The organism is Massilia sp. R2A-15, from assembly GCF_030704305.1.
In the GTDB taxonomy this organism is placed as follows: Bacteria; Pseudomonadota; Gammaproteobacteria; order Burkholderiales; family Burkholderiaceae_D; genus JAFCUW01.
The window spans coordinates 3,087,722-3,112,676 of sequence record NZ_CP131935.1 but is presented as its reverse complement, the minus strand read 5'-3'; the positions used below and the strand labels follow the sequence as shown (position 1 = coordinate 3,112,676).

Here is a 24,955-nt window from a genome sequence, read left to right as displayed (position 1 = left end):
TGGCTAAATGAGGAAAAGTGCCGCCGCGACGATGGTCGGCGCAAGCGCGCCCAGGAACAGGCCGGCCGCGCCGATCGATTCGTCGTTGAAGCCGCGCCGCAGCAGCGACACCCCTGCCGGATTCGGCGCGTTCGCGATCACGGTCAGCCCGCCGCCGGCGACGGCCCCGGCCACCAGCATATACCTGTCGTGGGCGGACAGGCCGGAAATCAGCGAGCCCAGGTAGGTGAGCGCGGCGTTGTCGGTCACCGCGGTCAGGCCGAGCGCGCCGAAGAACAGCGCGGTCGGGCCCAGGCTCGAGACCAGCGGCTGCAGCCACCATTGCTGCATGCCGCCCAGCACCACCAGCCCGGCCAGGAAGAAGCCGACCAGCAAGCCTTCCTTCAGGATCAGCGGATCCTGGTGGCGCGGGTAGGCCTGGGTGTAGCCGAGGAACAGCAGGAACAGGCCGAGGAACAGCACCGGATGGTGCGCGAGCAGCACGACGGCGGCAAGGAAGGCGAGGTGGATCAGGGCGATTGCGGGCGGCACGCGCGGCGCGGTCGCGGCTGGCTTTGCCGCTACGAGGTGGCGCCGCAGCAGGAAGGTAACGCCGGTCGCGTTGATGGCGACCGCCAGCGCCGCCTTCCAGCCGAACTGCGCGGCCATGAAGGCGCTGTCCCAGCCCCAGGCGCCGGCCACCATCAGCACCGGCGGCGCGGCGTAGGCGGTCAGGGTGCCGCCGATCGACACGTTGACGAACAGGACGCCGAGGGCGCCGTACTTGAGCCACTCCGGAGGGCCGGGCCGAAAGACCAGAGGCGCCAGCATCAGCGCGGCGATCGTCATCGCCGCCGGCTCCGTGACCAGCGAACCGGCCAGCGGCACGAGCGCCAGGCCAAGCCAGGTCTGCGCCACCTCGTCGCGCATCGGGGCCAGCCGCGCCAGCCAGCCCAGCAGGCCGCGCACGCTGTCCAGCACCGGGCGCGAAGCCGCCACCACCATCACCACGAACACGAACAGCGGCTCGGTGTACTGGCGCGACTCGGCGTACGCAATCGCCGCTTGGCCGCCCGACAGCAGCGCCATCGCGATGATCAGGATGAAGGCCCAGAAGCCGAACACCACCTCGACCTCGCCGAGAAGGTGCAGCAGGCCGGCGTGGCGCGGGTGGCGGTGCGCCAGCACCTCGAAACCCTTTGCGGCGAAGGTGTGGATCAGGGCACAGCCGAACAGGATCGCGCCGGCAAGTTCGACTGTGTGCATCGTGTCCTTATCCGGCGGCCGGTTTGGTCACGCCGGCATGCAGGGTCTTCAGGCGCTCCACCGCATTCGTGTTGGACGGATCGAGTTCCAGCGAGCGCTGGTAATTCTTGATCGCCAGCGCCTTGTCGTCAGCTTGCTGATAGGCTTCCGCCAGTGAGTCGAAGGCATTCGCGCTTTTCGGATCGACGATGGTGGCGAGCTTGAAGATCTCGATCGACTCCTTGACCTTGTTCGCCCTCAGCAACTGGTAGCCCCAGTCAATCAGCACCTGGTCGCCCAGCTTGAAATCGGGATGCTTCTTTTGCATCTCGGCGTACACTTCCGATGCGTGGCCGAATCCGCGCTGGCCCAGGCCGGCGGCGAACGTGTCGAGCGTCGGCGGCAGGCCGCTCGAGGCGCGCCTGTCGACCATCAGCATATGCGCCGGCACGCCGTTTTTGGCGGGCGCGTTGGCCATGAAGGCGAGGCCGGCGGTATCGTTCTTCAAATAGGCGTTGAGGAACTGGGCGACGTAGCGCGCCATCCAGCTCATCGCCAACGAGGTTTCCTCCCGCGTGTATTCGTCCAGGCCCCGGTCGCCATCCGACGCGAAGCGCTGGAACTCCGAGCTGAAGTTCGAGTGCTCCATCGGATTCATCGTCAGCTTGTAGAAGTCGGCGTATTTGATGTCGTTCAGCAGGTTGCTGGACATATCGAACTTGCGGGTGGCATGTTCTTCCATCGATCTTGGGCGGGCCGCGATGTACATGAACGGGGCCGTCAGCCGCTCGGGCGAGACATATTTCGCCGAGCGCACGAGTTCCGGGAAATAACGCACCGAACCGTCCAGGCTCACCAGTGCCGAAATGCGGCTGTCCCTGGCGGCGGCCAGCACGTTCGCCAGGCCGCCCCAGCTGTACCCGATCACCGCGATGTGCGCGGCATCGGCCTGCGGCAGCGATTGCGCGTAGCCGACCAAAAATTCGATATCGCCGGCCTGGGCTTCCACACCCTCGAGGTCCATCGTCATCGCGCGGCCGTGCGGCCCGATCGCCGCGGTCGAGATCACCACATAGCCCTGGCTCGCGAGGTATTCGCACAGGTCGACGTTTTCATGCGCCGACGCATTGAAACTCGGCGCGTAGATCACTACGGGGAATTTTCCCGCTGCCGGCCTGGCGTTGCGCACCGCCCACATCGGCCGGGCTTCTTCGCCCCGGATCGTCGCGGCGCTCAAGGTGGTCCAGATGCCCGAGATACTGGTCGAAGTGACCTTGTCGATTTCAGCTGCTGGACGGTGGAAATCTTCTTCGGTGGCGACGGTGCGCAGATAGTCGATGTAGTGCACCGGCGCGCCGCCTTTCGCCGCCGGATACCAGATCAGCGTTTGCAGCGGCCGCGCGCGCTCGCCGGAGCTGGGCTGGCGGGTCAGCACATCGATCCTGGCCTTGTAGGTGCGCGAATAATCGTATTGCTGCACGGTGCGCAAGCCGACCCCATGCGGGCCGGGCTCGGCGGAAAAGACGAAACCCGATGCGGCCTGTGCGAGCGACATGGCGCCGAATAACACGCCGAACACGATCTTGTGCATATATGTATCTCCACGATAATTAATTTTTTACAATCATGGCAAGATAGCACATATATTTTTGCGCCAGAGCACTAAATTCGCCGCCAGCTCAGCGCGCAGCCTTGTTCAGTTCGAACGCATTGGTCAGGTCGCCTTGCTGGGTGCGCACGCCAGGCAGCGGTTCGAGCTTGAAGCGGTGCGTCAGGAACTGCAGGATCGACGTGGTGTCGTACGGGGTGTGGTCGACGAAGCCTTTCTTGGCATACGGCGAGATGATGATCGCCGGAATGCGCGAGCCCGGACCCCAGCGGTCGCCCTTCGGCGGCGCCACGTGGTCCCAGAATCCGCCGTTCTCGTCGTAGGTGATGATGATCGCCATGTGCTTCCACTGCGGCGACGCCTTCAGCTTCGCTACGATGTCGGCCAGGTGGATGTCGCCTTCCATCACGTTGGCGCCGCCGGGATGCTCGTTGAGCTTGCCGGACGGCTTGTAGAACGTCACCTGCGGCAGCTTGCCGGCCTTGATGTCGGCCATCATGTCCTCGCCGTCCTTCAGGTGGATGGCGCGATCCTTCGTGCCTGGCGCAAAGCGCAGGAAATAGTTGAAGGGCTGGTGGTGCGGCTGGAAGTCCACTTCGCCGCCGTAGATCTGCTTGCGGTCTTTCAGCGCCGCGTTGTAGCCGCCGGCATACCACTTCCAGGTCACGCGCTTGTCGGACAGGGTGTCGCCGATGGTTTTCAGGGTCTGCGGTGGCAGCGGGTCATCGGCCGGGTCGGCCAGGCGCGGATCGTCCTGGGCCGGCTTCGCCAGGCTCGGCTGATAGCTCGGCTGCACGGTATTGATGGTGTAGCCGTCCGGGCTGATCACGCCGTCCTGGAACTTCGGCCCGCCGGCCATTGCGCTGGCCGGCGAATCATCCTTGACCATCAGGCGGCCGTTCGCGTCCAGCTTGGCGCGCATCTTGTCGGGCGCGTTGGGGAAATTCGGCGTGCAGGCGCAGGCCAGCCACATGTGGTTGATGTAGGAGCCGCCGAATGCGCCCATGAAGAAATTGTCGGCCAGCGTGTATTCACGGGCGAGTTTCCACAGCGGCAGCGACGCGCCGTCGTAGTGGCCCATGGTCAGCGCGCCGGCGTCGGACCAGGCCACGAACATGTCGTTCTTGCCGCCGTTGATCTGCATCTGGTTCTGGTAGAAGCGGTGGGTCAGGTCGCGCGTCTTGGCCGACAGCGGCAGGTTGATCGGCGGCGCGTCGATCTGGAACGGGGCGTTCGGCATCGCGGCCGGATACTGCGGGTCGGGTACGCCCACCTTCTGCCACACCGGCGGCAAGGTGGCCAGCACGGTGCCGTCGCGGTCGCGCTGGACCAGGCCGTTTTCGGCGGTGGCGTTGGCGATGCCGTTGGCGCCCGGGAAGCTGCCGTACAGGTTGTCGAAGCTGCGGTTTTCGCCGTACAGCACGACCACGGTCTGGATCTGTTCGAGGCCCGTCAGCTTCTTGGGCGCCTTCTTGGCGGCGTGGGCGGGCAGGGCGGCGAGCGCGGCGAGGGCGAACAGAGCGGAGCAGGCGAGTTTCATTGTTGGGCCGTGAAAAAGTGGACGCCTATTATTTCACCTTTTCGAATCCGCCGGCGGAGGAAAGTCGGGGTCTGGTCCTGCGGACCTGACCCCATTTGCTTTAACAAGCTGCCCCATCGATTGCACCGGCGCACACGATATCAGATAGACCTTGCCAAACCCCCGCCCAAATAGTACTGTGTATTCATACAGTAGTTTTAAGCGATTCCACCATGTCACTCCATCAACATATCGCCGCGCCGGAGGCCTTGCACCCCTCCTTGTGGCTGGCTTCCCAGCTGGCGCATTCCACTGCGCGCTGCGTCGATACCGGCCATCCCGCGCTGTCGGGCCAGTTGCCCGGCGGCGGCTGGCCGACCGGCACCCTCATCGACCTCATGCTGCAGCAGCCCGGCATCGGCGAACTGCGCCTGCTGCGTCCCGCGCTGGCCACGGTGGCGCGGCGCCGCATCGTGCTGCTGCAGCCACCCCATCCGCCGCAGGCGCTGGCGCTGGCCGCGCTCGGGCTGGCGCCATCGCAGCTCATCTGGATCCGCAGCAGCCGCAGCAGCGATGCGCTGTGGGCCGCCGAGCAGGTGCTGCGCAGCGGCAGTTGCGGCGCCTTGCTGTTTTGGCAGAACCACGCGCGCGGCGAAACCCTGCGCCGGCTGCACCTGGCCGCGCAAAGCGGCGAAACCCTGTTTTTCATGATGCGCCCGCTCGCCGCGGCGCAGGACAGTTCGCCCGCACCCCTGCGCCTGTCCCTGCGGCCGGCCGCGGGCGGAATGGACATCGAATTCGTCAAACGCCGGGGACCGCAGCGCGACGCGCCGCTGTTCCTGCCCCTCACACCTTCTTTATTGCAGCGCCATGCGACTTTGGATCGGGCTCTACCTGCCCCAGTTACCGCTCGAAGTGTTTTGCCCGAACTGGTCCAGTGATTCGGCCAGCGTCGTGCTCGAGCAGGAACGCGTGCTGGCGCTGTCGCCGGCGGCGCGGGCGGCCGGCGCGCAGGCCGGCATGCGGCGCGGCGGCGTGCTCATGCTCGTGCCGGATGCCAAGCTGTACGAGCGCTCGGTCGAGCGCGAAGCCGAGGCCCTGCATGCGGTAGCGATGGCGCTGCTGCAGTACACGCCGCTGGTGGCGCAGGCCGAGGAATCGACGCTGCTCATCGACATCGGCGCCAGCCTGCGCCTGTTCGGCGGCATTCGCGCCTTGTGCCGGCGCATCCGCGCCAACCTGCGCGCGCTGGGCTTTACCGGCTCGCTCAGCTGCGCGCCGACCGCACGCGGCGCCTGGCTACTGGCGCGCCACGGCGGCGCGCGCGTCGTCCAGATGGATTCGCTGGTGCGCCGCCTCGACCGCCTGCCGGCCGCCTTGCTGCCGCCGGCGCGGCCCTTCGCGTCCTGGTTCGAAGGCATCGGCTGCTTCAACCTGGGCGACATGCGGCGCCTGCCGCGGCCCGGCCTGCAGCGCCGTTGCGGCCGGCCGCTGCTCGACGTCCTCGACGCCGCCTACGGTATGACGCCCGAACTGTTCGACTGGATCGAGGCGCCCACCACTTTCCGCGCCAAACTCGAACTGTTCGACCGCATCGAGCACGCCGACGCGCTGCTGTTCGGCGCGCACCGTCTGCTGCTGCAACTGACCGGCTGGCTGTGCGCGCGCCAGCTGGCGGTCGAACGCATCACCCTGCAGCTCGAGCACGAACGGGGCCGCGTGGCGATGGCGCCCACCGAAATCGACATCGCGCTGGCCGAGCCGACCTGGCGCGACGAGCACCTGGTGCGCCTGCTGCGCGAGCGGCTCGGCAAGGTCGAACTGGTGGCGCCCGTCATCGGCCTGTGCCTCGAAGCGCTGCAGGTGCAGCCGATGGCGCCGCCGAGCGACTCGCTGTTTCCCGAGCCGGGCGGCAGCGAGCAGGACCAGTTGCGCATGCTCGAACTGCTGGTGGCGCGGCTGGGACCGGAAAACGTTCTGCAAGCGGCACCCCAAGCCGATTATCGGCCCGAGCACGCCAACGCCTGGGTCCCTGTCGGCAAGAAGATTCGTCCGACGGAGCGCGAGGCGCAGATGCCGCCGGATGTGCTCAGCCTGCCGCGCCCGAGCTGGCTGCTGGCCAAGCCGATCGCGCTCTTGATGCGCAATCACCGGCCGTTCTACGGCTCGCCGCTCAAGCTCGCCTCCACGCCGGAGCGGATCGAAGCAGGGTGGTGGAGCCAGTCGCAAACGCGCGACTATTTCATCGCTGAAGGACAGGACCACGCGCACTACTGGGTATACCGCGAGCGCATCGTCGGGTCGGCGCAAGACAGCGAGCCGCGCTGGTTCCTGCACGGCCTGTTCGGTTGAACGGCGCTTGCCGAAGGGGCCGATCTGATGCACAGTAACAGGTTGCTGGCTCAACCGTAAATGGAACCGACATGCAGACTGAACGTAAGGAATTTGCCGGCGCGGACGGACAGAAACTGGCGGCGCGGATGGAATCACCGGACGGGCCGGTCAGGGCCTACGCCTTGTTCGCTCACTGCTTCACCTGCGGCAAGGACGTGTTTGCGGCCAGCCGCATCGCGCAGTCGCTGGCCGAGCGCGGCATCGCCACGCTGCGCTTCGACTTCACCGGTCTGGGCGCGAGCGAAGGCGATTTCGCCAACACCAACTTCTCGTCCAACGTCGCCGACCTGGTGGCCGCGGCCGACTTCATGCGCGGCGCGGGGCAGGCACCGCAGATCCTGATCGGGCACAGCCTGGGCGGCGCCGCGGTGCTGGCGGCCGCCGGGTCGATCCCGGAAGCGAAAGCGGTGGTGACGATCGGCGCGCCGAGCGATCCTGAGCACGTGCGCGGGCTGCTGGGGCCGTCGCTGGGCACGATCGAATCGGCGGGCGAGGCGGAGGTGTCGCTGGCGGGGCGAACCTTCAAGATCAAGCGCCAGTTCCTGGTCGATGCGGCCGGCTACAACCTGGCCGCCAAGACCGCGTTGCTGAAGCGCGCGCTGCTGGTGATGCATTCGCCGAAGGACACGACGGTCGACATCAGCAATGCGCTGGCGATTTTCACCGCGGCGAAACACCCGAAGAGTTTCATCTCGCTGGACGACGCCGACCACCTGCTCACGCGCAGGGAAGATGCGGTGTATGTGGCGGGAATGATCGCCGCGTGGAGCGAGCGTTACCTCGCGTAGGGTCCCGAGGCGCAGATCCCAGCGTCATGACGACGCGACGAATGACCATTCTGTTTAGGAACCATCGATGAAAATGCTGTTGTTCTTGTTAATTGCTCTCGCTGCCGGCTCCGGCAGTTGTGCCAGTTTCCCCTGCGACAAAGCTGTATCGCAGACGGAAAAGCTCATCTGTCGAGATCCGGAATTGTCCAGGCTCGATGAGGACATGGCGACGAGCTTCAAGAAGCAACTTGCGGCCATCGATGGCGCCTACAAGAAAGATGCGCTCAACGAGCAAAAGAACTGGCTACGATTCGTACGTAGTCTTTGTGATGATGCCAGCTGTCTTCGACGAGCGTATGAAACGAGGAACCAGCTGATTGCAGCATGTTCCCCGAATTGCGTCGACCCAGTCGAAGTGTATAGGTTGGGGGATGAAAACTACAATTTGGTCACATTAAGGGATCCCGCGCGGCGCTTGAAATCCTTCAGTGCCAAAGTTCAGGCACGGGCACTGGGCTCCGTGCTTGGGTGCGAAACATTGATTGAGGTACCGGTGGGGACCGCACATGGGAATAACAGCTTCGGAGGCGTGTGCAAAGTCAAGACTGCCAACAAAACGCATTACATGGCGATTTGTGACGATGACATGGTGGGCCATTTTGGCGCCATCGAAGCGGAAAGCGGCCTGCCTCAAAAAGCGCTGGTCGACTTCACGATCAAGGAATGCTTCGGCGGTTAGCGCTCGAGGATTCAAGCGCGCCGGGCTAAAGTCAAGATGGGGGCAGGTCCTTGGGGACCAGACCCCAGGAATTGTCATTCGTCGTCAAACTCTTCCGCCAGGTTCTTCCAGCCCTTCTTCTTGGCGAACTCGCTGAACTCCTCGGGCGCTTCCAGCACGATCATCTTCGCTTCCTGCAGGCCAGGATCGCTGTGCTCGAAGTTCGGGCCGACGTAGCCCAGCGCGCGCAGGCGGTCGATGATGTTTCCGACCAGCGTCTTGTCCTTGTACAGCCCCGCGACGGACGCGGTGAAGTCCACGAAGACGTCAATAATCCCGTAGCCCTCGTCGTAAATGCGTATCGCCTTGACGTCGTGGGAACGGCCGCTGCTGTCGCTGGCCTTGAACGGGCCACTCAGCTGAATGTCGGTATCGGTAGTCATGGCCGCAGCATACACCATCGTGAAATTACTTGAGTGGGGTCAGACCCGTTTATTGAACGGCGCGGAGTCGACATCGCCGACAAATAAGCGGGTCTGACCCCATTGTTTACTTGAGCGGCTTCAAGATCGCCGTGAGACGGTCCTTGCTGCCGGCAATGCGCTCAAGGTGCGGATAGCGCAGGCCGCCGTGATAATCGAGCGAAATGGTCCGATAGTTTGTGCCCTGTTTCACCAGCAGCACGATCGGGTCCTTGCCGTCCTTGGCCGCCTTCACGGCCGCCTTCAGCACCTCGCCCTTGTAGGCGCGGTTGTTGACCGCGACGATCGTGCTGTTGGCCGCCAGCCCGGCGCGGAACGCCACGCTGTCCCAATTCACGGCAGCGACGCCGCCGTCGGCCTTGACCGTCATGCCCAGCGAGTAGGCGAAGCTGGTCGTCTTGCTCTGCTCGTCGGCCGACTTGCTGTAGTCGCTTGGCTTGTCGCTGTACACCAGCTTCCAGCCGGCGCGCGCCAGGCCGTCGAGCGGCGCGCCGCTGGCGTGGCCGTCCAGGCGCGCGCGCAGGAACGGCGCCCAGTCGAACGGCTGCACCTTGTTCAGCGCGGCGACCACGTCGTCGAAGGTGTAGAACGCCGGCAGAAAACTGCCGTCGTTGATGCTGTAGAAGGCGCGCGCGAAGTCGTCCAGCGAGTGCTTCTCGCCCGACATCTCGCGAATCTTGGTATCGACGTCAAGCCACACGAACATGCCCTCGACGTAGTAGTCCTCGGCGCGCTGCCAGTTGCGCCAGCCCAGCGGGCGGCGGCCGTTGATGATCGAGTCGTTGACCGTGTCCTGCAGCGCGCGCCACGAGCGGCCCTGCACGTTGTCGTACAGCGCGGCCATCGCGGCAAATTCTTCCTGCGTGCCTTTTTCCGCGATCAGGCCGGAGCGCGCGCCCAGCACCTTGCCCCAGTACTCGGTCTGGCCCTCGTACACCCACAGCAATTCGTTCTGCAGCGGCGTGTTGAAGTCCGGGACGTTCTGGCCGGCCGGGCGGCGGAACTTGCCGTCCCACGAATGGGTGTACTCGTGCGGCAGCAGGTCGCGTACCGCTTCGTTCTTGGCCCACTCGGTGAAGTAGCCCGGCTTGACGCCGTTCTCGCTCGACTGGTGATGCTCGCGGCCGATGCCGCCGAAGTCTTCCGACAGCGCCAGCAGGAAATCGTAGTGGTTGTAATGGTGCGAGTTGAACAGCTTGGCCGCCTGCTTGACCAGCGTGCGGTGCGCCTCGATCTGCTCGGGCTTCGCTTCCAGGCTCTCGGCGTTGTCGGCGACGATGTTGAGGAAGACCGGCGCCTTGGCGCCCGGGTCGAGGTCGATGCGCTTGAAGTAGCGGCCGGCAAACAGCGGCGAGTCGATCAGGGTTTCCAGGTCGAGCGGCTTGAACACCACTTCATTGCCGTTGCGCGCGGACGCTTCGAGCGCGCTGCCGTATTGCCAGCCTTCCGGCAGGGTCAGGCTCGGCTGCACCGTGATGCGGCGCGCAACGTAGCCGGCCGGGTACAGCGTCACCGACGGCCACTGCACGCCAAGGATGTCGTTGGTCATCGTGATGCGGCCCTGCGAGCCGTCCAGCGGCGACAGGAACTGGTACTCCGCCTCGAGCGTGCTGACCCCTTGCGGCACCGTCAGGTGAAAGGCGAACACATTGACCGGGTCGCGCGTCCACTCGACCGGCTTGCCGTTGCCGGTGAACTTCAGGCCGGCCAGCTGGGAGAGGATGTTGTTCGGGCCGTGGTTCGCCGGCAGCCACTGCGGATACAGCAAGGTCAGCGGCCCCGGCTTGACCGGAATCGACATCTTCATGCGGAAGATCTGCTGGCTCAGGTTGGTGGCGTCCACCTTCAGCACGATGGTGCCGGGATACGGCTGGTCCACCGGCGCAGGCACGTCGGCGCGGGCGGGCAGGGCGAGGGAGGCGAGCAAGGCAACGAGGGGCAGCAGCTTGAGCTTGGAGGTCATGGTCAGAATAAATAGTTGATATGTCAAGTAATTCGGCAGCGGAAGTGTAGCACGCGAGGCAGGGGAGTGAGGCAGGGGTGTTGTGAAGCGAAGCTACGCGCCTGCGGAACGGTCGAGCCTTGCAAGGCTCGACTCCTTCCCGGTCCACCGGACCACATTTTTTAAGAAAAACGCCAAATTTTTTTCGCCTCATTGGGCAAAAATCCGTATTTTTCAAGCCCTTGAAATGGCTGGGCGCCACCACTAGATTGGACGCAACGGATGCTCAACAGAGGTCCGTCAACTTATCGCTTAACTTACAAAAGGATATTTATCATGCGTACTTTCGACCTTACCCCTCTCTATCGTTCCGCTATCGGCTTCGACCGCCTGGCCAACCTGCTCGAGCAGCGCGCCGATGCGCAGCCAAGCTACCCGCCATACAACATCGAACTGGTGAACGAGGACCAATACCGCATCGTCATGGCGCTCGCTGGTTTCAGCCGCTCGGAAATCGAGATCGTCACCGAGCGCGACGCACTGCACGTCACCGGCCGCAAGCAGAAGGATGAAGTGCAGCGCACCTACCTGCACCGCGGCATCGCGGCGCGCGACTTCGAGCAGCGCTTCCAGCTGGCCAACCACGTCAAGGTGACGACCGCGTCGTTCGACAACGGCATGCTGACCATCGAGCTGGTGCGCGAAGTGCCGGAAGCGCTCAAGCCGCGCAAGATCGCCATCGACGGCGGCGAAACCGTGCAGGCACTGGAGCAGCGCCAGGCCGCCTAAGCGGTGCTAAAGGGTCTGCCCCCGCGGGGGCAGACCCAGGTGTTGAAGTAAGGGGGCGCTCGCGGTTGGAGCGCCCCTTTCTGCGTCAAACATGGGGGGCAGGTCGGCACGACCCGACCGCTCCAGCGGCAAACTTAAGCAAACTCTAAGTCTGCAGGTTCACACTCATCACATCGACCAACCCAACTCACAGGAGTACGACAATGCAAAACCAAGGTGCCGTTACTGCCATTACCGCCAAGCGCCTGACGCTTGCACTCGCTGCCGCCGGCGCGATCGGCGGAGCAGTGGGTGCGATCGCGGTCAACCACAACAACGCAGTCGCTGCCAGCGCGGCCGCCGCGGCCGCGCCGTCGACCTACGTCGCGCCGGCGCCGCTCGCCGCGCCAGGCACGCAGGTGTCGATGGCGCTGCCCGACTTCACCCAGATCGTCTCGCGCATGGGGCCCGCCGTGGTCAACATCCGCGTGATGAGCGGCACCAAGACCGCCTTCAAGGGCCGCGCCCAGCAACGCGAGCCGCAGTTCGATGAAGACGATCCGTTTTTTGAATTCTTCCGTCGCTTCCAAGGCCCGCAAAATCCGCGCGGCCAACGCGACAGGCCCGTTTTTGGCGCCGGTTCCGGGTTCATCGTGAGTCCGGACGGCGTCATCCTGACCAACGCGCACGTGGTGCGCGATGCCGAGGAGGTCACGGTCAAGCTGCAGGACCGGCGCGAATACCGCGCCAAGGTGCTCGGCTCCGATCCGAAGACCGACGTGGCGGTGCTCAAGATCGACGCCAAGAACCTGCCGGTGGTCCCGATCGGCAAATCGAGCGACCTGAAAGTGGGCGAGTGGGTGCTGGCGATCGGCTCGCCGTTCGGCCTCGAGAGCACCGTGACAGCGGGCGTGGTCAGCGCCAAGGGCCGCTCGCTGCAGGACGATAACAGTGTGCCGTTCATCCAGACCGACGTCGCCGTCAATCCCGGCAACTCGGGCGGGCCGCTGTTCAACACGCGCGGCGAAGTGGTCGGCATCAACTCGCAGATCTATAGCCAGACCGGCGGCTACCAGGGCCTGTCGTTCGCGATCCCGATCGACGTGGCCTACCGCATCAAGGAGCAGCTGGTCGCCACCGGCACGGTCAAGCACGCGAAGCTGGGCGTGACGGTGCAGGAAGTGAACCAGGGCTTCGCCGATTCGTTCAACCTGGCCTCGCCGGAAGGCGCGCTGGTGTCCTCCGTCGAACGCGGCGGCCCGGCCGACAAGGCGGGCCTGAAATCGGGCGACGTGATTCGCAAGCTCAATGGCCAGCCGATCGTCGCGTCGGTCGACCTGCCGGCGATGCTGTCCACGTCCAAGCCGGGCGAGAAGGTGACGATGGACGTCTGGCGCGACGGGAAGATCGTGCAAGTAGGTGCGAAACTTGGCGACGCCAGCGAGAAAGCCGCGCCGGAAGAACGCGTGGAGACGGCGTCGGCCGGCGCCGGTTCGAAGCTCGGCCTGGCGCTGCGTCCGCTCCAGCCGATCGAGCGGCGCCAGTCCGGCCTGGCATCGGGCCTGCTGATCGAAGACGCAGACGGCGCCGCGGCGAACGCCGGCGTGCAGCCGGGCGACGTTCTGCTGTCGGTCAACGGCCGCCCGGTGAACACCATCGACCAGGTACGCGAGGTGGTTGGCAAGTCGAACAAGTCGGTGGCCTTGCTGATTCAGCGCGGCAGTGACAAAATCTTCATTCCGGTGAGGATAGGCTAAACCTGGTCGTCCTCCATCCGCAATGATTCGAGAAAGAGGAAGTAATGCGGCTATTGCTGGTGGAGGACGATGTGATGATCGGCGAAGTGGTGCTCGACCTGCTCAGGGCCGAGCACTACGCCGTCGACTGGGTCAAGGACGGCGAGATGGCCGACACCGCGCTGGTGCAGTCGCAAGCCTACGACCTGGTGCTGCTTGATCTCGGCCTGCCGCGCAAGGACGGCCTCGAAGTGCTGCGCTCCATGCGCGCCCGCAAGGACCGCACTCCCGTGCTGGTGGCAACGGCGCGCGACGCGGTCGGCGACAGGATCGCCGGTCTCGATGCCGGCGCCGACGATTACGTCCTCAAACCCTACGACCTCGACGAACTGCTCGCGCGCATCCGCGCCTTGCTGCGCCGTTCGGCCGGACGCGCCGAACCGGTGTTCGAGTACAAGACCATCTCGGTCAATCCCGCCACGCGCGAAGTGACGGTGGCCGGCGTGCCGGCGACGCTGTCGGCGCGCGAGTGGGCCGTGCTCGAAGCGCTGATCGCGCGGCCCGGCGCGGTGCTGTCGCGCGCGCAGCTCGAGGAAAAGCTGTACAGCTGGCGCGATGAAGTGTCGAGCAACGCGGTCGAAGTCTACATCCACGGCCTGCGCAAGAAGCTTGGCAGCGAACTGATTCAAAACGTGCGCGGTGTTGGCTACATGGTGCCCAAGCTATGAAGTTGACGCATTCGCTGCGCGGACGTCTGCTGTGGTTCATGCTGGCGGCGATCACCTTCGCCGCGGTCGTGCAGGCGACGGTCGCCTACCGCACCGCGCTCTCCGACGCCGACCAGATCTTCGACTACAACATGCAGCAGATGGCGCTGTCGCTGCGTACCAGCGCGCCGCTGTCGAACGCGGAGTCGCGCGCCGGCATCGACGCGGCCGCCGAAAACAACGAACTGGTGGTGCAGGTGTGGACGCTGGACGGCGTGCAGCTGTTCCGCTCCGTGTCGAGCGCGCGCCTGCCGCAGCGCGCCGTGCTGGGATTTTCCAACGTCGAGGTGAACAACACCACCTACCGGATCTTTTCGGTCCAGACCAGCACCCAGACGGTGCAGGTGGCGCAGGACATGGCGGTACGCCGCAACATGGCCAGCAACCTGGCGCTGCGCACGGTCTGGCCGATCGCGGTGATGATGCCGATCCTGATGCTGTCGGTGTGGTGGATCGTCAGCGGCTCGCTCGAACCGGTCGCGCGGGTGCGCTCGCAGGTGGCGTCGCGCCAGGCCGACGATTTGTCGCCGGTGTCCGACGCGGGACTGCCGGACGAAGTGCAGCCGCTGGTGCAGGAACTGAACCTGCTGTTCGGGCGCGTGCGCGAAGCGTTCGAGGCGCAGCAGCATTTCGTCGCCGACGCGGCGCACGAACTGCGCACGCCGCTGGCCGCGCTCAAGCTGCAGGTGCAAAGCCTCGAGCGCGCCGACACGCCCGAATCGCGCCAGCTGGCGGTGGCGCGGCTCTCCGCCGGCATCGAACGCTCGACCCGGCTGGTCGAGCAGCTGCTGGTGCTGGCGCGGCAGGAAGCGAATGCCGCCGGCGGCCCCAGGTCGCAGCCGGTCGCGCTGGACGAGCTGGCGCGCCGGACCGTCGGCGACCTGGCCAACGTGGCGCAGCACAAGGACGTCGATCTGGGCCTGCACCGTGCCGATGAAGTGCGCATCGAAGGGCAGGCCGACGCGCTCACTATCCTGATGCGCAACCTGGTCGACAACGCCATCAAGTACACGCCTGCAGGCGGCACGGTCGACATCGACGTGCGCAAGGACGGCGCCGGCGCCGCCATCGTGGTGGAGGACAGTGGACCCGGAATTCCGGTCGAGGAGCGCGAGCGCGTGCTCGACCGGTTCTACCGCGTCGCCGGCAGCGAGGCGTCCGGCAGCGGCCTCGGACTGGCGATCGTCAAGGCCATCGCCGAACGGCATGGCGCGACGCTCACGCTGGGCCAGTCCGCGCGCCTGGGTGGCCTCGCCGCCACGGTCGCGTTCCCGCCGCCTCCACGGGGTCTGGTCCTGCGGACCTGACCCCATGTTGCTTGACTAATCTTTCCGTGGCAACATGACTGCGACAGCCAGCCATTGGGGGGCGCTTTACGAAGGTATTCATGTCGCGCGCATTGCAAGGATTTGAGAATGGCATTAGGGATGCCGAAGAACTATTGGCCCATTTCGACGCCATCAACGGCAAGCCGCCGCCGGCCAACGCCGAGGTGCTGAAGCGGGCTGGGCTCGTTATGGCGCTGACGGCGTGGGAGACCTACGTCGAGGACCGCCTGCTGGAGGAAATGAGCAAGAAACTTGGAGTGGTGGCCGGGAGCTACGTCGGCGACTTCGTGATGAACAAACTGAAGCACGACCTGAAGCAATTTCATAATCCCAGTTCCGACAAGACCAAGCGGATTTTTCATGAATACCTTGGGATTGATGTGACGGAAGGTTGGGCGTGGGCTAACTACGAGCCGGAGAAGGCGCGAACGACGTTGAATGCCTGGATGTCCAAGCGTGGCGACGCCGTGCATCGCTCGAAGCCAGTCAACGCCGGATCGCCGGCGGCCCATTTAGTCAAGAGGGACGACCTTGAAAAACTCATTCGCTTCATCCGCGATTTGGTGAAAGCCACCGATTTGTTTATCGCGAAGTCCACCTGATCCATCGACATGCCCGCTATCCGCTACCAGCTCCTTAACGTTTTCGCCGAAACCACGTTCGGCGGCAATCCATTGGCCGTCATCGAAGACGGATCCGGTCTGTCCGACGCCGACATGCAGGCTGTCGCGCGCCAGTTCAACCTGTCGGAGACCACCTTCCTGCTGCCGTCGACCGTCGCCGCAGCCCGCGTGCGGATCTTCACGCCGACCTACGAGATGCCGTTTGCCGGCCATCCGACCCTCGGCTCGGCGCAGGTGGTCAGCGATCTGCTGCGCGCGGGAGAGCGCTTCAGCATCGAGATGAAAGGCGGCGTGATTCCCGTGCGCCGGCGCGACGGCCGCTGGACGCTGTCGGCGAATGCCGCCCGCCATCGCCTGATGGAAGCGACATCGGCCGAACTGGCGGCCATGCTCGGATTGCCCGCGAACGCCATCGTCGGCCCGGCGTACTGGATGGACTGCGGCACCGAGCAGCCGATGATCGAGCTCGCGTCGGTCGAACATGTGCACGCGTGCCGGCCGGTCGCTTCGCTGATGGCGCAATGGAGCCGGAACACGGCGGGTCAGCCGAAGACCTACGTGTTCGCGCGCACCGCGGAAGGATTCGAGAGCCGCTATTTCTGGATGACAGGCGAAAACAGCATCAGCGAGGATCCCGGCACCGGTTCGGCCTGCGCGAACCTTGGCGCATGGTGGCTGCTGACGCAAGGCGATCGACCGCTGCATGCGATCGTGCGGCAGGCGACGGCGATCAATCGGCCAAGCGTGCTGACGCTCGATGTCGAGCAGGGGAAGGTGGAAGTAGGGGGCAGGGTGATCGTGCTGGGGAAGGGCGAGCTCAGTTGGTGACGGCGCAGGTCCGGCCGATCTGCGCCGCCAACACGTCGACCTGATTACTTCGCGATCGCCTGCAGCAGCACAAACCCTTCGTGGCGGATGACGCCCTCCGCATCCGCCAGCGCCTTGCTGGCCTTGATGAAGGCCGGGCGCTGCATGTCCTTGCGTTCGGCTGCGGTCGGGGTGGGGCGGGCCGGCTCGCCGAAGCTGGGGCGGCTGTTGTACATCAGGTAGACCAGCTTCTTGCCGTAGGTGGAAGAATAGAAGCGCGCCATCTCGGCGGCCGTCTCCGCGCTGATGGTGCGGGCCAGGGGATAGGCCAGGCGCGCGTAGATTTGCTCCTTCGGCACTTTCTCGAGCTTGGCGTAGGCGGCGGCGCGCTGCTGCTCGCTGGCGTAGCGGCTCGAGCCGGTCACCGAGCGCATCATTTTCTCCATCTGCATCGCCGCCATCAGATCGGTGACGGCGCGCACGTGGCCGTTGGTGATGACGGCCGGCGCGGCGGCGGGCGCCACGGCATATGATTCACTGCAAGTTGCGATCAGCACAGCCAGGCCCAACGCTTTGATCAGCTTCATCATTTCCTCTTGAGTAATGTTTATTTTAGGAAATTATAGCAAGTTTGCATCATGAAAAGCATCTGCTTCGCCGCATCGATGCTCCATGCTGTGTTTATATTCAGCATTCTTCCTTTACATGTCCTCCTTCCCCCCAGCGACCGGCTTGCCCGATTGAGTGGTATCCGCTGCCACGCAAATCTCTTCAAATATTGCATAACCTAAAATCATGGCAGACATACATTTTATCATGCCGTGCGTCAACATTGTCGGTATTGAACTGGTAGTAACATACTAATGTTGACACGCGGCAAAAGCCGATTTTCTTGTTGGGCATGATAAAAAAGGTGGAGATATGAGGGCAGGCAAAAAACCAATGGCGATCGCAATCTCGGCAGCGCTGCTGACGCTGGCGGCGGCGCCGTCGTTCGCACAGCAGGCGACGGTGCAGGAACAGGGCGCGCAACCGGACGTGGCGGTCGTCGCCATCACCGGCATTCGCGCATCGAAGCAGAAGTCGATCGATACGAAGAAGAACGCCGGCGCCAGCGTCGAGGTGGTCTCGGCCGAGGACATCGGCAAGATGCCCGACAAGAACGTTGCCGATGCGGTCCAGCGCCTGCCCGGCGTCAACATCGGCGCCACCTCGGCCGGCCAGTTCGACGAAGCCGAGCGCGTCTCGCTGCGCGGCACCTCGCCGAGCCTGACCCTGACCACGCTCAACGGCCACTCGGTCAGCAGCGGCGACTGGCACGTGGCCGACCAGACCAGCAGTGGGCGCAGCGTCGGCTTTGCGCTGCTGCCGTCGGAGCTGGTCAGCCAGGTGATCGTCTACAAGTCGGCCCAGGCGGACATCGTCGAAGGCGGCCTGATCGGCACGGTCGATATCATTTCGCGCCGCCCGCTCGATTTCAAAAAGCAGCTGACGATGGAAGCGTCGATCGGCGCGGTCTACGCCGACCTGCCGAAGAAGACCGATCCGCAAGTGAGCGCGCTGGTCAACTGGAAGAACGACGCCAACACCTTCGGCGTGATGGCCCAGGGCTTCTCGGAGAAGCGCGCGATCCGCCGCGATTCGCAGGAGCATCTCGACTGGCGCACCATTTCGCCGACCAGCACGCTGGCCAAGGCGCACCCTGAACTGGCCGGTGTCGCCTACAGCGGCCTGATCGGTTCGGCACTGTTCGACGGCGTGCGCGAACGCAAGGGCGGCATGCTGGCGCTGGAAGCGAAACCGATGCGCGACCTGACCATTGGCGTGACCGGCATGGTCGCCACGCTCGACGCGACCAACTACAACCGCAATCACATGACCGACTTCTCCGACGCGATCGGCAGCGGCAACGGCGTGCAGAATTTCCAGTACGCCCTGTCGCCAAGCGGCAAGACGATCAACCGCCTGACGCTGCCGAACCAGGGCCCGTACGTCGACGATTCGACGCCGCCGTCGGAAGTGGTGGAAAGCTACGTGCGCGACGGCGCCCGCTCGACCAGCGCCTTCCTCGACCTGAACGCCAAGTACCGCGTGACCAACGACCTGGACGTGCAGGCGCAGGTCGGTTACACCAAGGGCGAGGGCAAGACGCCGAAGCAGAACTCGGTCGAGGTGAACGTCTACAACAGCGCTTCGGCCTACACCCTGTACGGCATGAGCCACGCCGCCGACGTGTCATACGGCTCGCTCGACGTGTCGAACTTCAAGAACCCGAACATCGTGCTGACCGGCGCCGGCGGCACCAGCATCGACACGCTCGACAAGGAATCGAACGGCCAGCTCGACTTCACCTACCGCCTGGCCCAGGGCATGTTCAACCGCGTCAAGTTCGGCGCGCGCTATTCGAGCCACACGCGCGAACTGCACCAGATCGCGCCGGCGCTGCTGACCGACACCTTGCCGCCATGGGATGGCTCGGTCTATCCGTCCGATTTCGGCAGCAACATCGGCGGCGCGTTCCCGCGCAACGGCTGGTTCATCGGCGCGGCCGACCTGCAGAAGTGGAAAGACGGCAATCTCGACGCCGATCCGCTGCGCCGTGAACTGCTGCGCTCGGAATTCAAGCTGACCGAGAAAAATGCGGCCGCCTATGTGATGACCGAATTCGAAGCCGACAAGCTGTCCGGTAACGTCGGCGTGCGCGCGGTCAAGACCAAAGAGGAAGCGCTGGTCAACATTCCGGTCGCCGGCGCGGTCTGCCCCGCGCTCCAGCCATGCCCGTCCGTGCCGGGCGCGGTCACGACCTCGATCTACGGCACCGTCTACCAGGCGCCGATCACCAACACCTACACCAACTTCCTGCCTAGCCTGAACCTGCGCTACGAGCTCGACCATGGCTGGATCGGCCGCGTCGCCCTGAACCGCACGCTGTCGCGCGCCGACTATGCGGACCTGGCCGGCGCCATCAGCGGCGTCGACAACCTGACCCACAAGGCCACTGGCGGCAACCCGAACCTGAAGCCGACCACCTCCGACAATATCGATGCGTCGATGGCCTGGTACTTTGCGCCGCGCGCCTTGCTGTCGGCCGGCGTGTTCCATTCGAACATCCACGACTACGTGAAGTTCGGCGACACCAGCGTCACCTTGTATAACACCACCACCAACAAGGACGACACCTACACGGTCACCTCGCCAGGCGCCATCTCGGCCCGCGTGCAGGGTGTCGAGTTCGCCTACGAGCAGCCGATCGGCGCCGGGTTCGGCTTCAACGCCAACTACACCTATGCCGATTCGAAGGATGCCGACGGCGCTCGCATGAAGGGCCAGTCGAAGCACACCTACAACATCGGCGCCTACTACGAGGACGACAAGTTCAGCGCGCGCCTGGCCTACAACGGCCGCTCCGACTACATCATCAGCATCAACCGGACCGGTCCGACGACGCAGAACGCGCCTTTCAAGACGCTGTCGGCGTCGCTGCAGTACAAGCTGTCGGAGAACCTGTCGCTGTCGCTCGATGCGCTGAACCTGAACAACCCGATCAGCAAGGCGTATGCGTTCAACGAAGAGCAGCCGCGCGCGTTCCGTGAAAACGGCCGCCAGTACTACCTGAACCTGCGCATGAAGTACTAAGCCTTCGGCCGATGGGCGGTCCGCGGCCGGGCCGCCCATTTTCCGTGCCGGCCCTCGCAATGGGGGCGCAGCAACCGGCACACACTTTTCCGCATAGAGGCATAGGCATGAACTTGCAACAACAACGGCTCGCGTCGCTGGACGCGTTCCGCGGTTTCACGATCGCCGCGATGGTCCTGGTCAACAACCCTGGCGACTGGAGCCACCTGTACGCCCAGCTCGACCACGCCGAATGGAACGGCTGGACCTTCACCGACACCATCTTTCCCTTCTTCCTGTTTATCGGCGGCGTGTCGATGGCCTTGTCGCTCGGCCGGCTCGCCGCCGCCGGCGCCGCCAAGCCGGCCCTGCTGGGCAAGCTGGCCTGGCGCGCCACCCTGATCTTCCTGATCGGCTTCACCCTGAACTTCATCCCCAACTTCAACCTGGCCACGGTGCGCATCCCCGGCGTGCTGCAGCGCATCGCCGTGTGCACGCTGCTGGCGGCGCCGATCGTGGTCTACCTCGGTTGGCGCGCGCAGCTCGCCGTGATCGCTTTTTTGCTCGCCCTGTACGCCGGCCTGATGCTGTATGTCCCGGTGCCCGACGTGCACGGCGTGTGGGCGGCCGGCGCGCTCGAGCCGGGGCGCGACTTCGGCGCCTTCGTCGACCGCTGGCTGCTCGACGGCCACCTGTGGGTCAAATCGAAGAGCTGGGACCCGGAAGGCGTGACCAGTACCTTGCCGGCGCTGTGCAGCCAGCTGGCCGGCGTGCTGGCGGGGCGCTGGCTGCTGTCTCGCTACTCCCGCGGCGAGCAGACGGTGTGGATGATGCTTGCCGGCCTGGCCTGCCTGGCGGTGGGCAGTGTGGCCGACGCGCTGCTGATGCCGATTAACAAAAGTCTGTGGACGCCGTCGTACGCGGTATGGATGACCGGCTGGGCCTTGCTGGCGTTCGGCGCCTTCTTCTGGCTGCTCGACGCCAATCCGCATGCGGCGTTGCGCGAGCGCGCCCGGCGCCTGAGCACGCCGCTGCTGATCTACGGCATGAACGCGCTGTTCATTTTCGCCTTCTCCGGCTTCGTCGCCAAGATGCTCGGCTTCATCAAGCTGGCGCAGCCGGACGGCGGCAAGATCGCGCTGGGGCGGCTGCTGTATGCGCCGATTGGCGCGCTGCCGATCGCGCCGGTCAACGCATCGCTGTTGCATGCGCTGGCGTTCAACGCCGCCATGTTCGGCGTCGCCTGGCTGATGTGGCGGAAGAAGTGGTTCGTCAAGGTCTAGCAGTCGAGGCAGCCCGCCCATGGGGGCAGACCCGCCCATGGGTCAGACCCGTTTTTTCGAAAGATAAAGGCGGCAGCGGCCAAATAAGAAGCGGGTCTGACCCCGGCCTGCCGGTTGGGCCGCGCTTTCAGGCATTTTCTTGTCTGGCCGCGCCCGTAGGCTATACTGTGTTTATATACAGTATTCTTGCTTCCCGATGCCTGCTTTCCTCCCCGCGGCTGGCTTGCCCGACTATGCCGAGCTGTTCTGCCTGTCGAACTTCTCCTTCCTGCAAGGCGCCTCGCACGCCGAGGAGCTGGTCGCGCGCGCCGTCCAGCTGGGCTACTCGGCGCTGGCGCTGACCGACGAATGCTCGCTCGCCGGCGTGGTGCGCGCCCACGCCGAAGCGAAAAAAGCCGCGCTGCCGCTGCTGGTCGGCGCCCATTTCCACCTGCAGAATCCGGACGGCAGCCCCGCGCTGTCGCTGATCCTGCTGGCGCAAAACCGCAACGGCTACGGCAACCTGTCCGAGCTGGTCACGATCGGCCGCACCCGCGGCGACAAGGGCACCTACCTGCTCACGCCCGCCGATTTCGCCGCGCCGCCGCCTGCGCTCGCGCACCTGAAGCAGATGCCCGACTGCCTGGCGATCCTGCTGCCGGCCTATCCCGGCCACGACGCCGCCGACGTCGATCGCCTGCACGCGCAGGCGGCGTGGATGGCCGCGACCTTTCCGGGCCGCGCCTGGATCGGCCTGAACCTGCTGCACCGCGCCTACGACGACGCCCACCGGGCCACCATCGAGGAGGTGGCGTGGCAGCACGCGCTGCCGATCACCGCGGTCGGCCACGTGGTCATGCACGTCCGTTCGAGGAAGCCCTTGCAGGACACGCTGTCGGCGATCCGCATCGGCAAGCCGGTGGCCGAATGCGGCTACCAGCTGGCCCAGAACGCCGAGCAGCACCTGCGCGCGCGCCTGCGCCTGGCCAACATCTACGCGCCCGAGGTGCTGGCCGAAACGCTGCGCATCGCGCGCCTGTGCACCTTCTCGCTCGACGAACTGCGCTACGAATACCCGAACGAAGTCGTCCCCGCCGGCCACACGGCGGCCAGCTACCTGCGCAGCGAAACCTACATCGGCGCGCACCGGCGCTTCCGCGAGGGCATCCCGGCCAAGGTGCAGCAGCAGCTCGAACACGAGCTGGCGCTGATCGGCGAGATGCGCTACGAGCAGTACTTCCTGACCGTCTACGACATCGTGCGCTTCGCCCGCTCCAACAACATCCTGTGCCAGGGCCGCGGCTCGGCCGCCAATTCGGCGGTGTGCTACTGCCTGGGCATCACCGAGGTCGACCCGGCCCGCGCCAACCTGCTGTTCGAGCGCTTCATCTCGAAGGAGCGCAACGAGCCGCCCGACATCGACGTCGACTTCGAGCATCAGCGGCGCGAGGAGGTGATCCAGTACATCTACAACAAATACGGCCGCACCCGCGCCGCGCTGGCCGCGGTGGTGATCAGCTACCGGCCCAAGAGCGCGCTGCGCGACAGCGGCCGCGCGCTCGGCATCGACCTGGCCATCGTCGAGAAGGTGGCCAAGACCCACCACTGGTTCGACAGCAAGCAGGACCTGGTGAACCGGCTGGCCGAAAGCGGCCTCGATCCCGAGTCCGGCCTGGCGCAGCAATGGGCCACGCTGGCGCAGCTGCTGCTCGGCTTCCCGCGCCACCTGTCGCAGCATCCGGGCGGTTTCGTCATCGCCCAAGGCAAGCTGTCGCGCCTGGTGCCGATCGAGAACGCCGCGATGGCCGAGCGCAGCGTCATCCAGTGGGACAAGAACGACCTCGAGGAGCTTGGCCTGATGAAGGTCGACGTGCTGGCGCTGGGCATGCTTTCGATGCTGCGCCGCGGCCTCGAATTAATCAGCACGCGCCACGGCACCGTGTTCGAGATGCAGGACATCCCGCACGACGACACGCCCACCTACGACATGATGTGCGCGGCCGACACGGTCGGCGTATTCCAGATCGAGTCGCGCGCGCAAATGAGCATGCTGCCGCGCATGCGACCGCGCGTGTTCTACGACCTGGTGATCGAAGTGGCGGTGGTGCGCCCCGGCCCGATCCAGGGCGGCATGGTGCATCCTTACCTGCGCCGGCGCCAGGGCCTGGAGGAGGTGGTCTATCCGAAACCCGAGATCCGCGCGGCGCTCGAACGCACGCTCGGCGTGCCGATCTTCCAGGAGCAGGTGATGCAGGTGGCGATCCTGGCGGCCGGCTTCACGCCGGGCGAGGCCGACCAGTTGCGGCGCGCGATGGCGGCGTGGAAGCGCAAGGGCGGCCTGGAAAAATACTACGAGCGCATCGTCGGCGGCATGCTCGAACGCGGCTACACGCTCGAATTCGCCGAGTCGATCTTCGCCCAGATCCAGGGCTTCGGCGAATACGGCTTCCCCGAATCGCACGCGGCCAGCTTCGCGCTGCTGGCCTACGCCAGCGCGTGGATGAAGCGCCACGAGCCGGGCGCCTTCCTGTGCGCGCTCCTGAACAGCCAGCCGATGGGCTTCTACAGTCCGTCGCAGCTGGTGCAGGATGCGCGCCGCCACGGCATCGAGGTGCGGCCGATCGACATCGCCGTCAGCGACTGGGATTCGACACTCGAAGAATTCGACGACACCCGCACGCGCCAGCCGGCGGTGCGGCTCGGGATGTCCCTGCAGCGCGGCATGAGCCGGGAAGTGGCGGCGCGCATCGAGGACGCGCGCGCGATCCGGCCGTTCACCGACGTGGCCGACCTGGCGCGCAGGGCGGGGCTCGACCGCGGCGACCTGCAGGTGCTGGCCGCGTCGAACGCGCTCGCTTCATTGGCCGGCAACCGGCGCCAGGCGCTGTGGCAGGCGGTCGGCGCGGTGCCGGACAAGGACCTGCTGCGCCCGACCACGCCGCAGGAGGAGGCGCCGCGGCTGCGCGCGCCGTCCGAGGGCGACGAGATCGTCGGCGACTACCGCTCGCAGGGATTGACCTTGGGCCGTCATCCGCTGGCGCTGCTGCGCCCGCAGTTGCTCAAGCAGCGCTTCATGCCGGCGGCGGTGCTGAACGACTACCAGAACGGCCAGCTGGCGCGCGCCTGCGGCATCGTCACGGTACGCCAGCGGCCCGGGACGGCCAAGGGCGTGCTGTTCATGACGCTGGAAGACGAGACGGGCAACATCAATCTGATCGTGTGGCCCAAGCTGGTGGAGGAGCAGCGCCGCGAAGTGCTGCGCGCGCCGTTATTGGGCGTGTACGGGGTCTGGCAGAGGGAAGGGGAGGTGCGCCACCTGGTGGCCAAGCGGCTGGTGGACATGTCGCATTTGCTGGGGCGCCTTGGCACGCAAAGCCGCGACTTTTGCTGA

At 65.3% G+C, this 24,955-nt stretch carries 19 protein-coding genes; 13 read left to right on the top strand and 6 right to left on the bottom strand.

From position 1 onward, the window contains the following. Window positions 1-3: 3 nt before the first annotated feature. From Q4S45_RS14265 to acpA, 3 genes are all read right to left on the bottom strand, one after another. On the bottom strand, window positions 4-1,245 hold the full coding sequence (locus Q4S45_RS14265) for a putative Na+/H+ antiporter (protein WP_305505261.1): 1,242 nt from the start codon (window positions 1,243-1,245) through the stop codon (window positions 4-6). 7 nt (window positions 1,246-1,252) lie between these two features. After that, window positions 1,253-2,815, bottom strand: coding sequence for a dienelactone hydrolase family protein (locus tag Q4S45_RS14260; protein ID WP_305505260.1), 1,563 nt, complete (start codon window positions 2,813-2,815; stop codon window positions 1,253-1,255). Window positions 2,816-2,903: 88 nt separating this feature from the next. Then, window positions 2,904-4,373 carry an acid phosphatase gene (acpA, locus tag Q4S45_RS14255; RefSeq protein ID WP_305505258.1) on the bottom strand — a complete coding sequence of 490 codons (1,470 nt, stop codon included), beginning with the start codon at window positions 4,371-4,373 and terminating at the stop codon, window positions 2,904-2,906. Between the two features lie 212 nt (window positions 4,374-4,585). Here acpA and imuA point away from each other — a divergent pair, with 212 nt between their 5' ends. The 4 genes from imuA (at window position 4,586) to Q4S45_RS14235 (ending at window position 8,255) form a co-directional block, all read left to right on the top strand. Beyond that, complete coding sequence (gene imuA / locus Q4S45_RS14250; protein ID WP_305505256.1) at window positions 4,586-5,293, top strand: translesion DNA synthesis-associated protein ImuA; 708 nt, start codon at window positions 4,586-4,588, stop codon at window positions 5,291-5,293. Beyond that, a complete protein-coding gene (locus tag Q4S45_RS14245; protein WP_305505254.1) occupies window positions 5,223-6,704 on the top strand; it encodes a DNA polymerase Y family protein in 1,482 nt (493 codons plus the stop codon). The genes imuA and Q4S45_RS14245 overlap by 71 nt, the downstream gene beginning before the upstream one ends. Before the next feature lie 71 nt (window positions 6,705-6,775). Continuing rightward, window positions 6,776-7,534, top strand: a complete 759-nt coding sequence (locus Q4S45_RS14240; RefSeq protein WP_305505252.1) for a S9 family peptidase — start codon at window positions 6,776-6,778, stop codon at window positions 7,532-7,534. A gap of 67 nt (window positions 7,535-7,601) precedes the next feature. Further along, window positions 7,602-8,255, top strand: coding sequence for a lysozyme inhibitor LprI family protein (locus tag Q4S45_RS14235; protein ID WP_305505250.1), 654 nt, complete (start codon window positions 7,602-7,604; stop codon window positions 8,253-8,255). Window positions 8,256-8,329: 74 nt separating this feature from the next. On the opposite strand, the gene Q4S45_RS14230 is transcribed toward Q4S45_RS14235, so the two are convergent. Both Q4S45_RS14230 and Q4S45_RS14225 read right to left on the bottom strand, forming a co-directional pair. After that, window positions 8,330-8,677, bottom strand: coding sequence for a hypothetical protein (locus tag Q4S45_RS14230; protein ID WP_305505248.1), 348 nt, complete (start codon window positions 8,675-8,677; stop codon window positions 8,330-8,332). Between the two features lie 106 nt (window positions 8,678-8,783). Continuing rightward, window positions 8,784-10,679 (bottom strand): M61 family metallopeptidase, encoded by a 1,896-nt coding sequence (locus tag Q4S45_RS14225; protein WP_305505246.1) that lies wholly within the window; start codon window positions 10,677-10,679, stop codon window positions 8,784-8,786. A 315-nt stretch (window positions 10,680-10,994) separates the two neighbouring features. Between Q4S45_RS14225 and Q4S45_RS14220 the strand changes: the two genes are divergently transcribed. The 6 genes from Q4S45_RS14220 (at window position 10,995) to Q4S45_RS14195 (ending at window position 16,708) form a co-directional block, all read left to right on the top strand. After that, entirely contained in the window at window positions 10,995-11,447 is a 453-nt protein-coding gene (locus Q4S45_RS14220; RefSeq protein WP_305505244.1) for an Hsp20 family protein, read from the top strand. A 203-nt stretch (window positions 11,448-11,650) separates the two neighbouring features. Next, on the top strand, window positions 11,651-13,183 hold the full coding sequence (locus tag Q4S45_RS14215) for a DegQ family serine endoprotease (protein ID WP_305505242.1): 1,533 nt from the start codon (window positions 11,651-11,653) through the stop codon (window positions 13,181-13,183). Between the two features lie 44 nt (window positions 13,184-13,227). Further along, window positions 13,228-13,890, top strand: a complete 663-nt coding sequence (locus Q4S45_RS14210) for a response regulator transcription factor (protein ID WP_305505240.1) — start codon at window positions 13,228-13,230, stop codon at window positions 13,888-13,890. Then, a complete protein-coding gene (locus Q4S45_RS14205) occupies window positions 13,887-15,236 on the top strand; it encodes an ATP-binding protein (protein WP_305505238.1) in 1,350 nt (449 codons plus the stop codon). The genes Q4S45_RS14210 and Q4S45_RS14205 overlap by 4 nt, the downstream gene beginning before the upstream one ends. Before the next feature lie 80 nt (window positions 15,237-15,316). After that, window positions 15,317-15,859 (top strand): HEPN domain-containing protein, encoded by a 543-nt coding sequence (locus Q4S45_RS14200; RefSeq protein ID WP_305505236.1) that lies wholly within the window; start codon window positions 15,317-15,319, stop codon window positions 15,857-15,859. A gap of 9 nt (window positions 15,860-15,868) precedes the next feature. Beyond that, entirely contained in the window at window positions 15,869-16,708 is an 840-nt protein-coding gene (locus tag Q4S45_RS14195; protein WP_305505235.1) for a PhzF family phenazine biosynthesis protein, read from the top strand. A gap of 44 nt (window positions 16,709-16,752) precedes the next feature. Here Q4S45_RS14195 and Q4S45_RS14190 read toward each other — a convergent pair whose 3' ends face one another. After that, the gene (locus Q4S45_RS14190; protein ID WP_305505234.1) at window positions 16,753-17,277 is read right to left on the bottom strand and encodes a hypothetical protein; all 525 of its coding nucleotides are present in this window, start codon (window positions 17,275-17,277) and stop codon (window positions 16,753-16,755) included. Window positions 17,278-17,629: 352 nt separating this feature from the next. Here Q4S45_RS14190 and Q4S45_RS14185 point away from each other — a divergent pair, with 352 nt between their 5' ends. The 3 genes from Q4S45_RS14185 (at window position 17,630) to Q4S45_RS14175 (ending at window position 24,955) form a co-directional block, all read left to right on the top strand. Continuing rightward, entirely contained in the window at window positions 17,630-20,323 is a 2,694-nt protein-coding gene (locus Q4S45_RS14185; protein WP_305505232.1) for a TonB-dependent receptor, read from the top strand. A 107-nt stretch (window positions 20,324-20,430) separates the two neighbouring features. Then, window positions 20,431-21,585: an acyltransferase family protein gene (locus Q4S45_RS14180; protein ID WP_305505230.1), complete on the top strand. Its 1,155-nt coding sequence runs from the start codon at window positions 20,431-20,433 to the stop codon at window positions 21,583-21,585. A gap of 196 nt (window positions 21,586-21,781) precedes the next feature. Beyond that, window positions 21,782-24,955 carry an error-prone DNA polymerase gene (locus Q4S45_RS14175; RefSeq protein WP_305505228.1) on the top strand — a complete coding sequence of 1,058 codons (3,174 nt, stop codon included), beginning with the start codon at window positions 21,782-21,784 and terminating at the stop codon, window positions 24,953-24,955.

Bases quoted from the DNA above. Each gene is read 5' to 3' on its own strand.
- Q4S45_RS14260 (WP_305505260.1), bottom strand. From the start codon at position 2,815: ATGCACAAGATCGTGTTCGGCGTGTTATTCGGCGCCATGTCGCTCGCA.
- Q4S45_RS14240 (WP_305505252.1), top strand. From the start codon at position 6,776: ATGCAGACTGAACGTAAGGAATTTGCCGGCGCGGACGGACAGAAACTG.
- Q4S45_RS14230 (WP_305505248.1), bottom strand. From the start codon at position 8,677: ATGACTACCGATACCGACATTCAGCTGAGTGGCCCGTTCAAGGCCAGC.
- Q4S45_RS14185 (WP_305505232.1), top strand. From the start codon at position 17,630: ATGGCGATCGCAATCTCGGCAGCGCTGCTGACGCTGGCGGCGGCGCCG.
- Q4S45_RS14265 (WP_305505261.1), bottom strand. From the start codon at position 1,245: ATGCACACAGTCGAACTTGCCGGCGCGATCCTGTTCGGCTGTGCCCTG.
- Q4S45_RS14205 (WP_305505238.1), top strand. From the start codon at position 13,887: ATGAAGTTGACGCATTCGCTGCGCGGACGTCTGCTGTGGTTCATGCTG.
- Q4S45_RS14190 (WP_305505234.1), bottom strand. From the start codon at position 17,277: ATGATGAAGCTGATCAAAGCGTTGGGCCTGGCTGTGCTGATCGCAACT.
- Q4S45_RS14245 (WP_305505254.1), top strand. From the start codon at position 5,223: ATGCGACTTTGGATCGGGCTCTACCTGCCCCAGTTACCGCTCGAAGTG.
- Q4S45_RS14180 (WP_305505230.1), top strand. From the start codon at position 20,431: ATGAACTTGCAACAACAACGGCTCGCGTCGCTGGACGCGTTCCGCGGT.
- imuA (WP_305505256.1), top strand. From the start codon at position 4,586: ATGTCACTCCATCAACATATCGCCGCGCCGGAGGCCTTGCACCCCTCC.
- Q4S45_RS14225 (WP_305505246.1), bottom strand. From the start codon at position 10,679: ATGACCTCCAAGCTCAAGCTGCTGCCCCTCGTTGCCTTGCTCGCCTCC.
- Q4S45_RS14210 (WP_305505240.1), top strand. From the start codon at position 13,228: ATGCGGCTATTGCTGGTGGAGGACGATGTGATGATCGGCGAAGTGGTG.
- Q4S45_RS14175 (WP_305505228.1), top strand. From the start codon at position 21,782: ATGCCTGCTTTCCTCCCCGCGGCTGGCTTGCCCGACTATGCCGAGCTG.
- acpA (WP_305505258.1), bottom strand. From the start codon at position 4,373: ATGAAACTCGCCTGCTCCGCTCTGTTCGCCCTCGCCGCGCTCGCCGCC.
- Q4S45_RS14200 (WP_305505236.1), top strand. From the start codon at position 15,317: ATGTCGCGCGCATTGCAAGGATTTGAGAATGGCATTAGGGATGCCGAA.
- Q4S45_RS14215 (WP_305505242.1), top strand. From the start codon at position 11,651: ATGCAAAACCAAGGTGCCGTTACTGCCATTACCGCCAAGCGCCTGACG.
- Q4S45_RS14220 (WP_305505244.1), top strand. From the start codon at position 10,995: ATGCGTACTTTCGACCTTACCCCTCTCTATCGTTCCGCTATCGGCTTC.
- Q4S45_RS14195 (WP_305505235.1), top strand. From the start codon at position 15,869: ATGCCCGCTATCCGCTACCAGCTCCTTAACGTTTTCGCCGAAACCACG.
- Q4S45_RS14235 (WP_305505250.1), top strand. From the start codon at position 7,602: ATGAAAATGCTGTTGTTCTTGTTAATTGCTCTCGCTGCCGGCTCCGGC.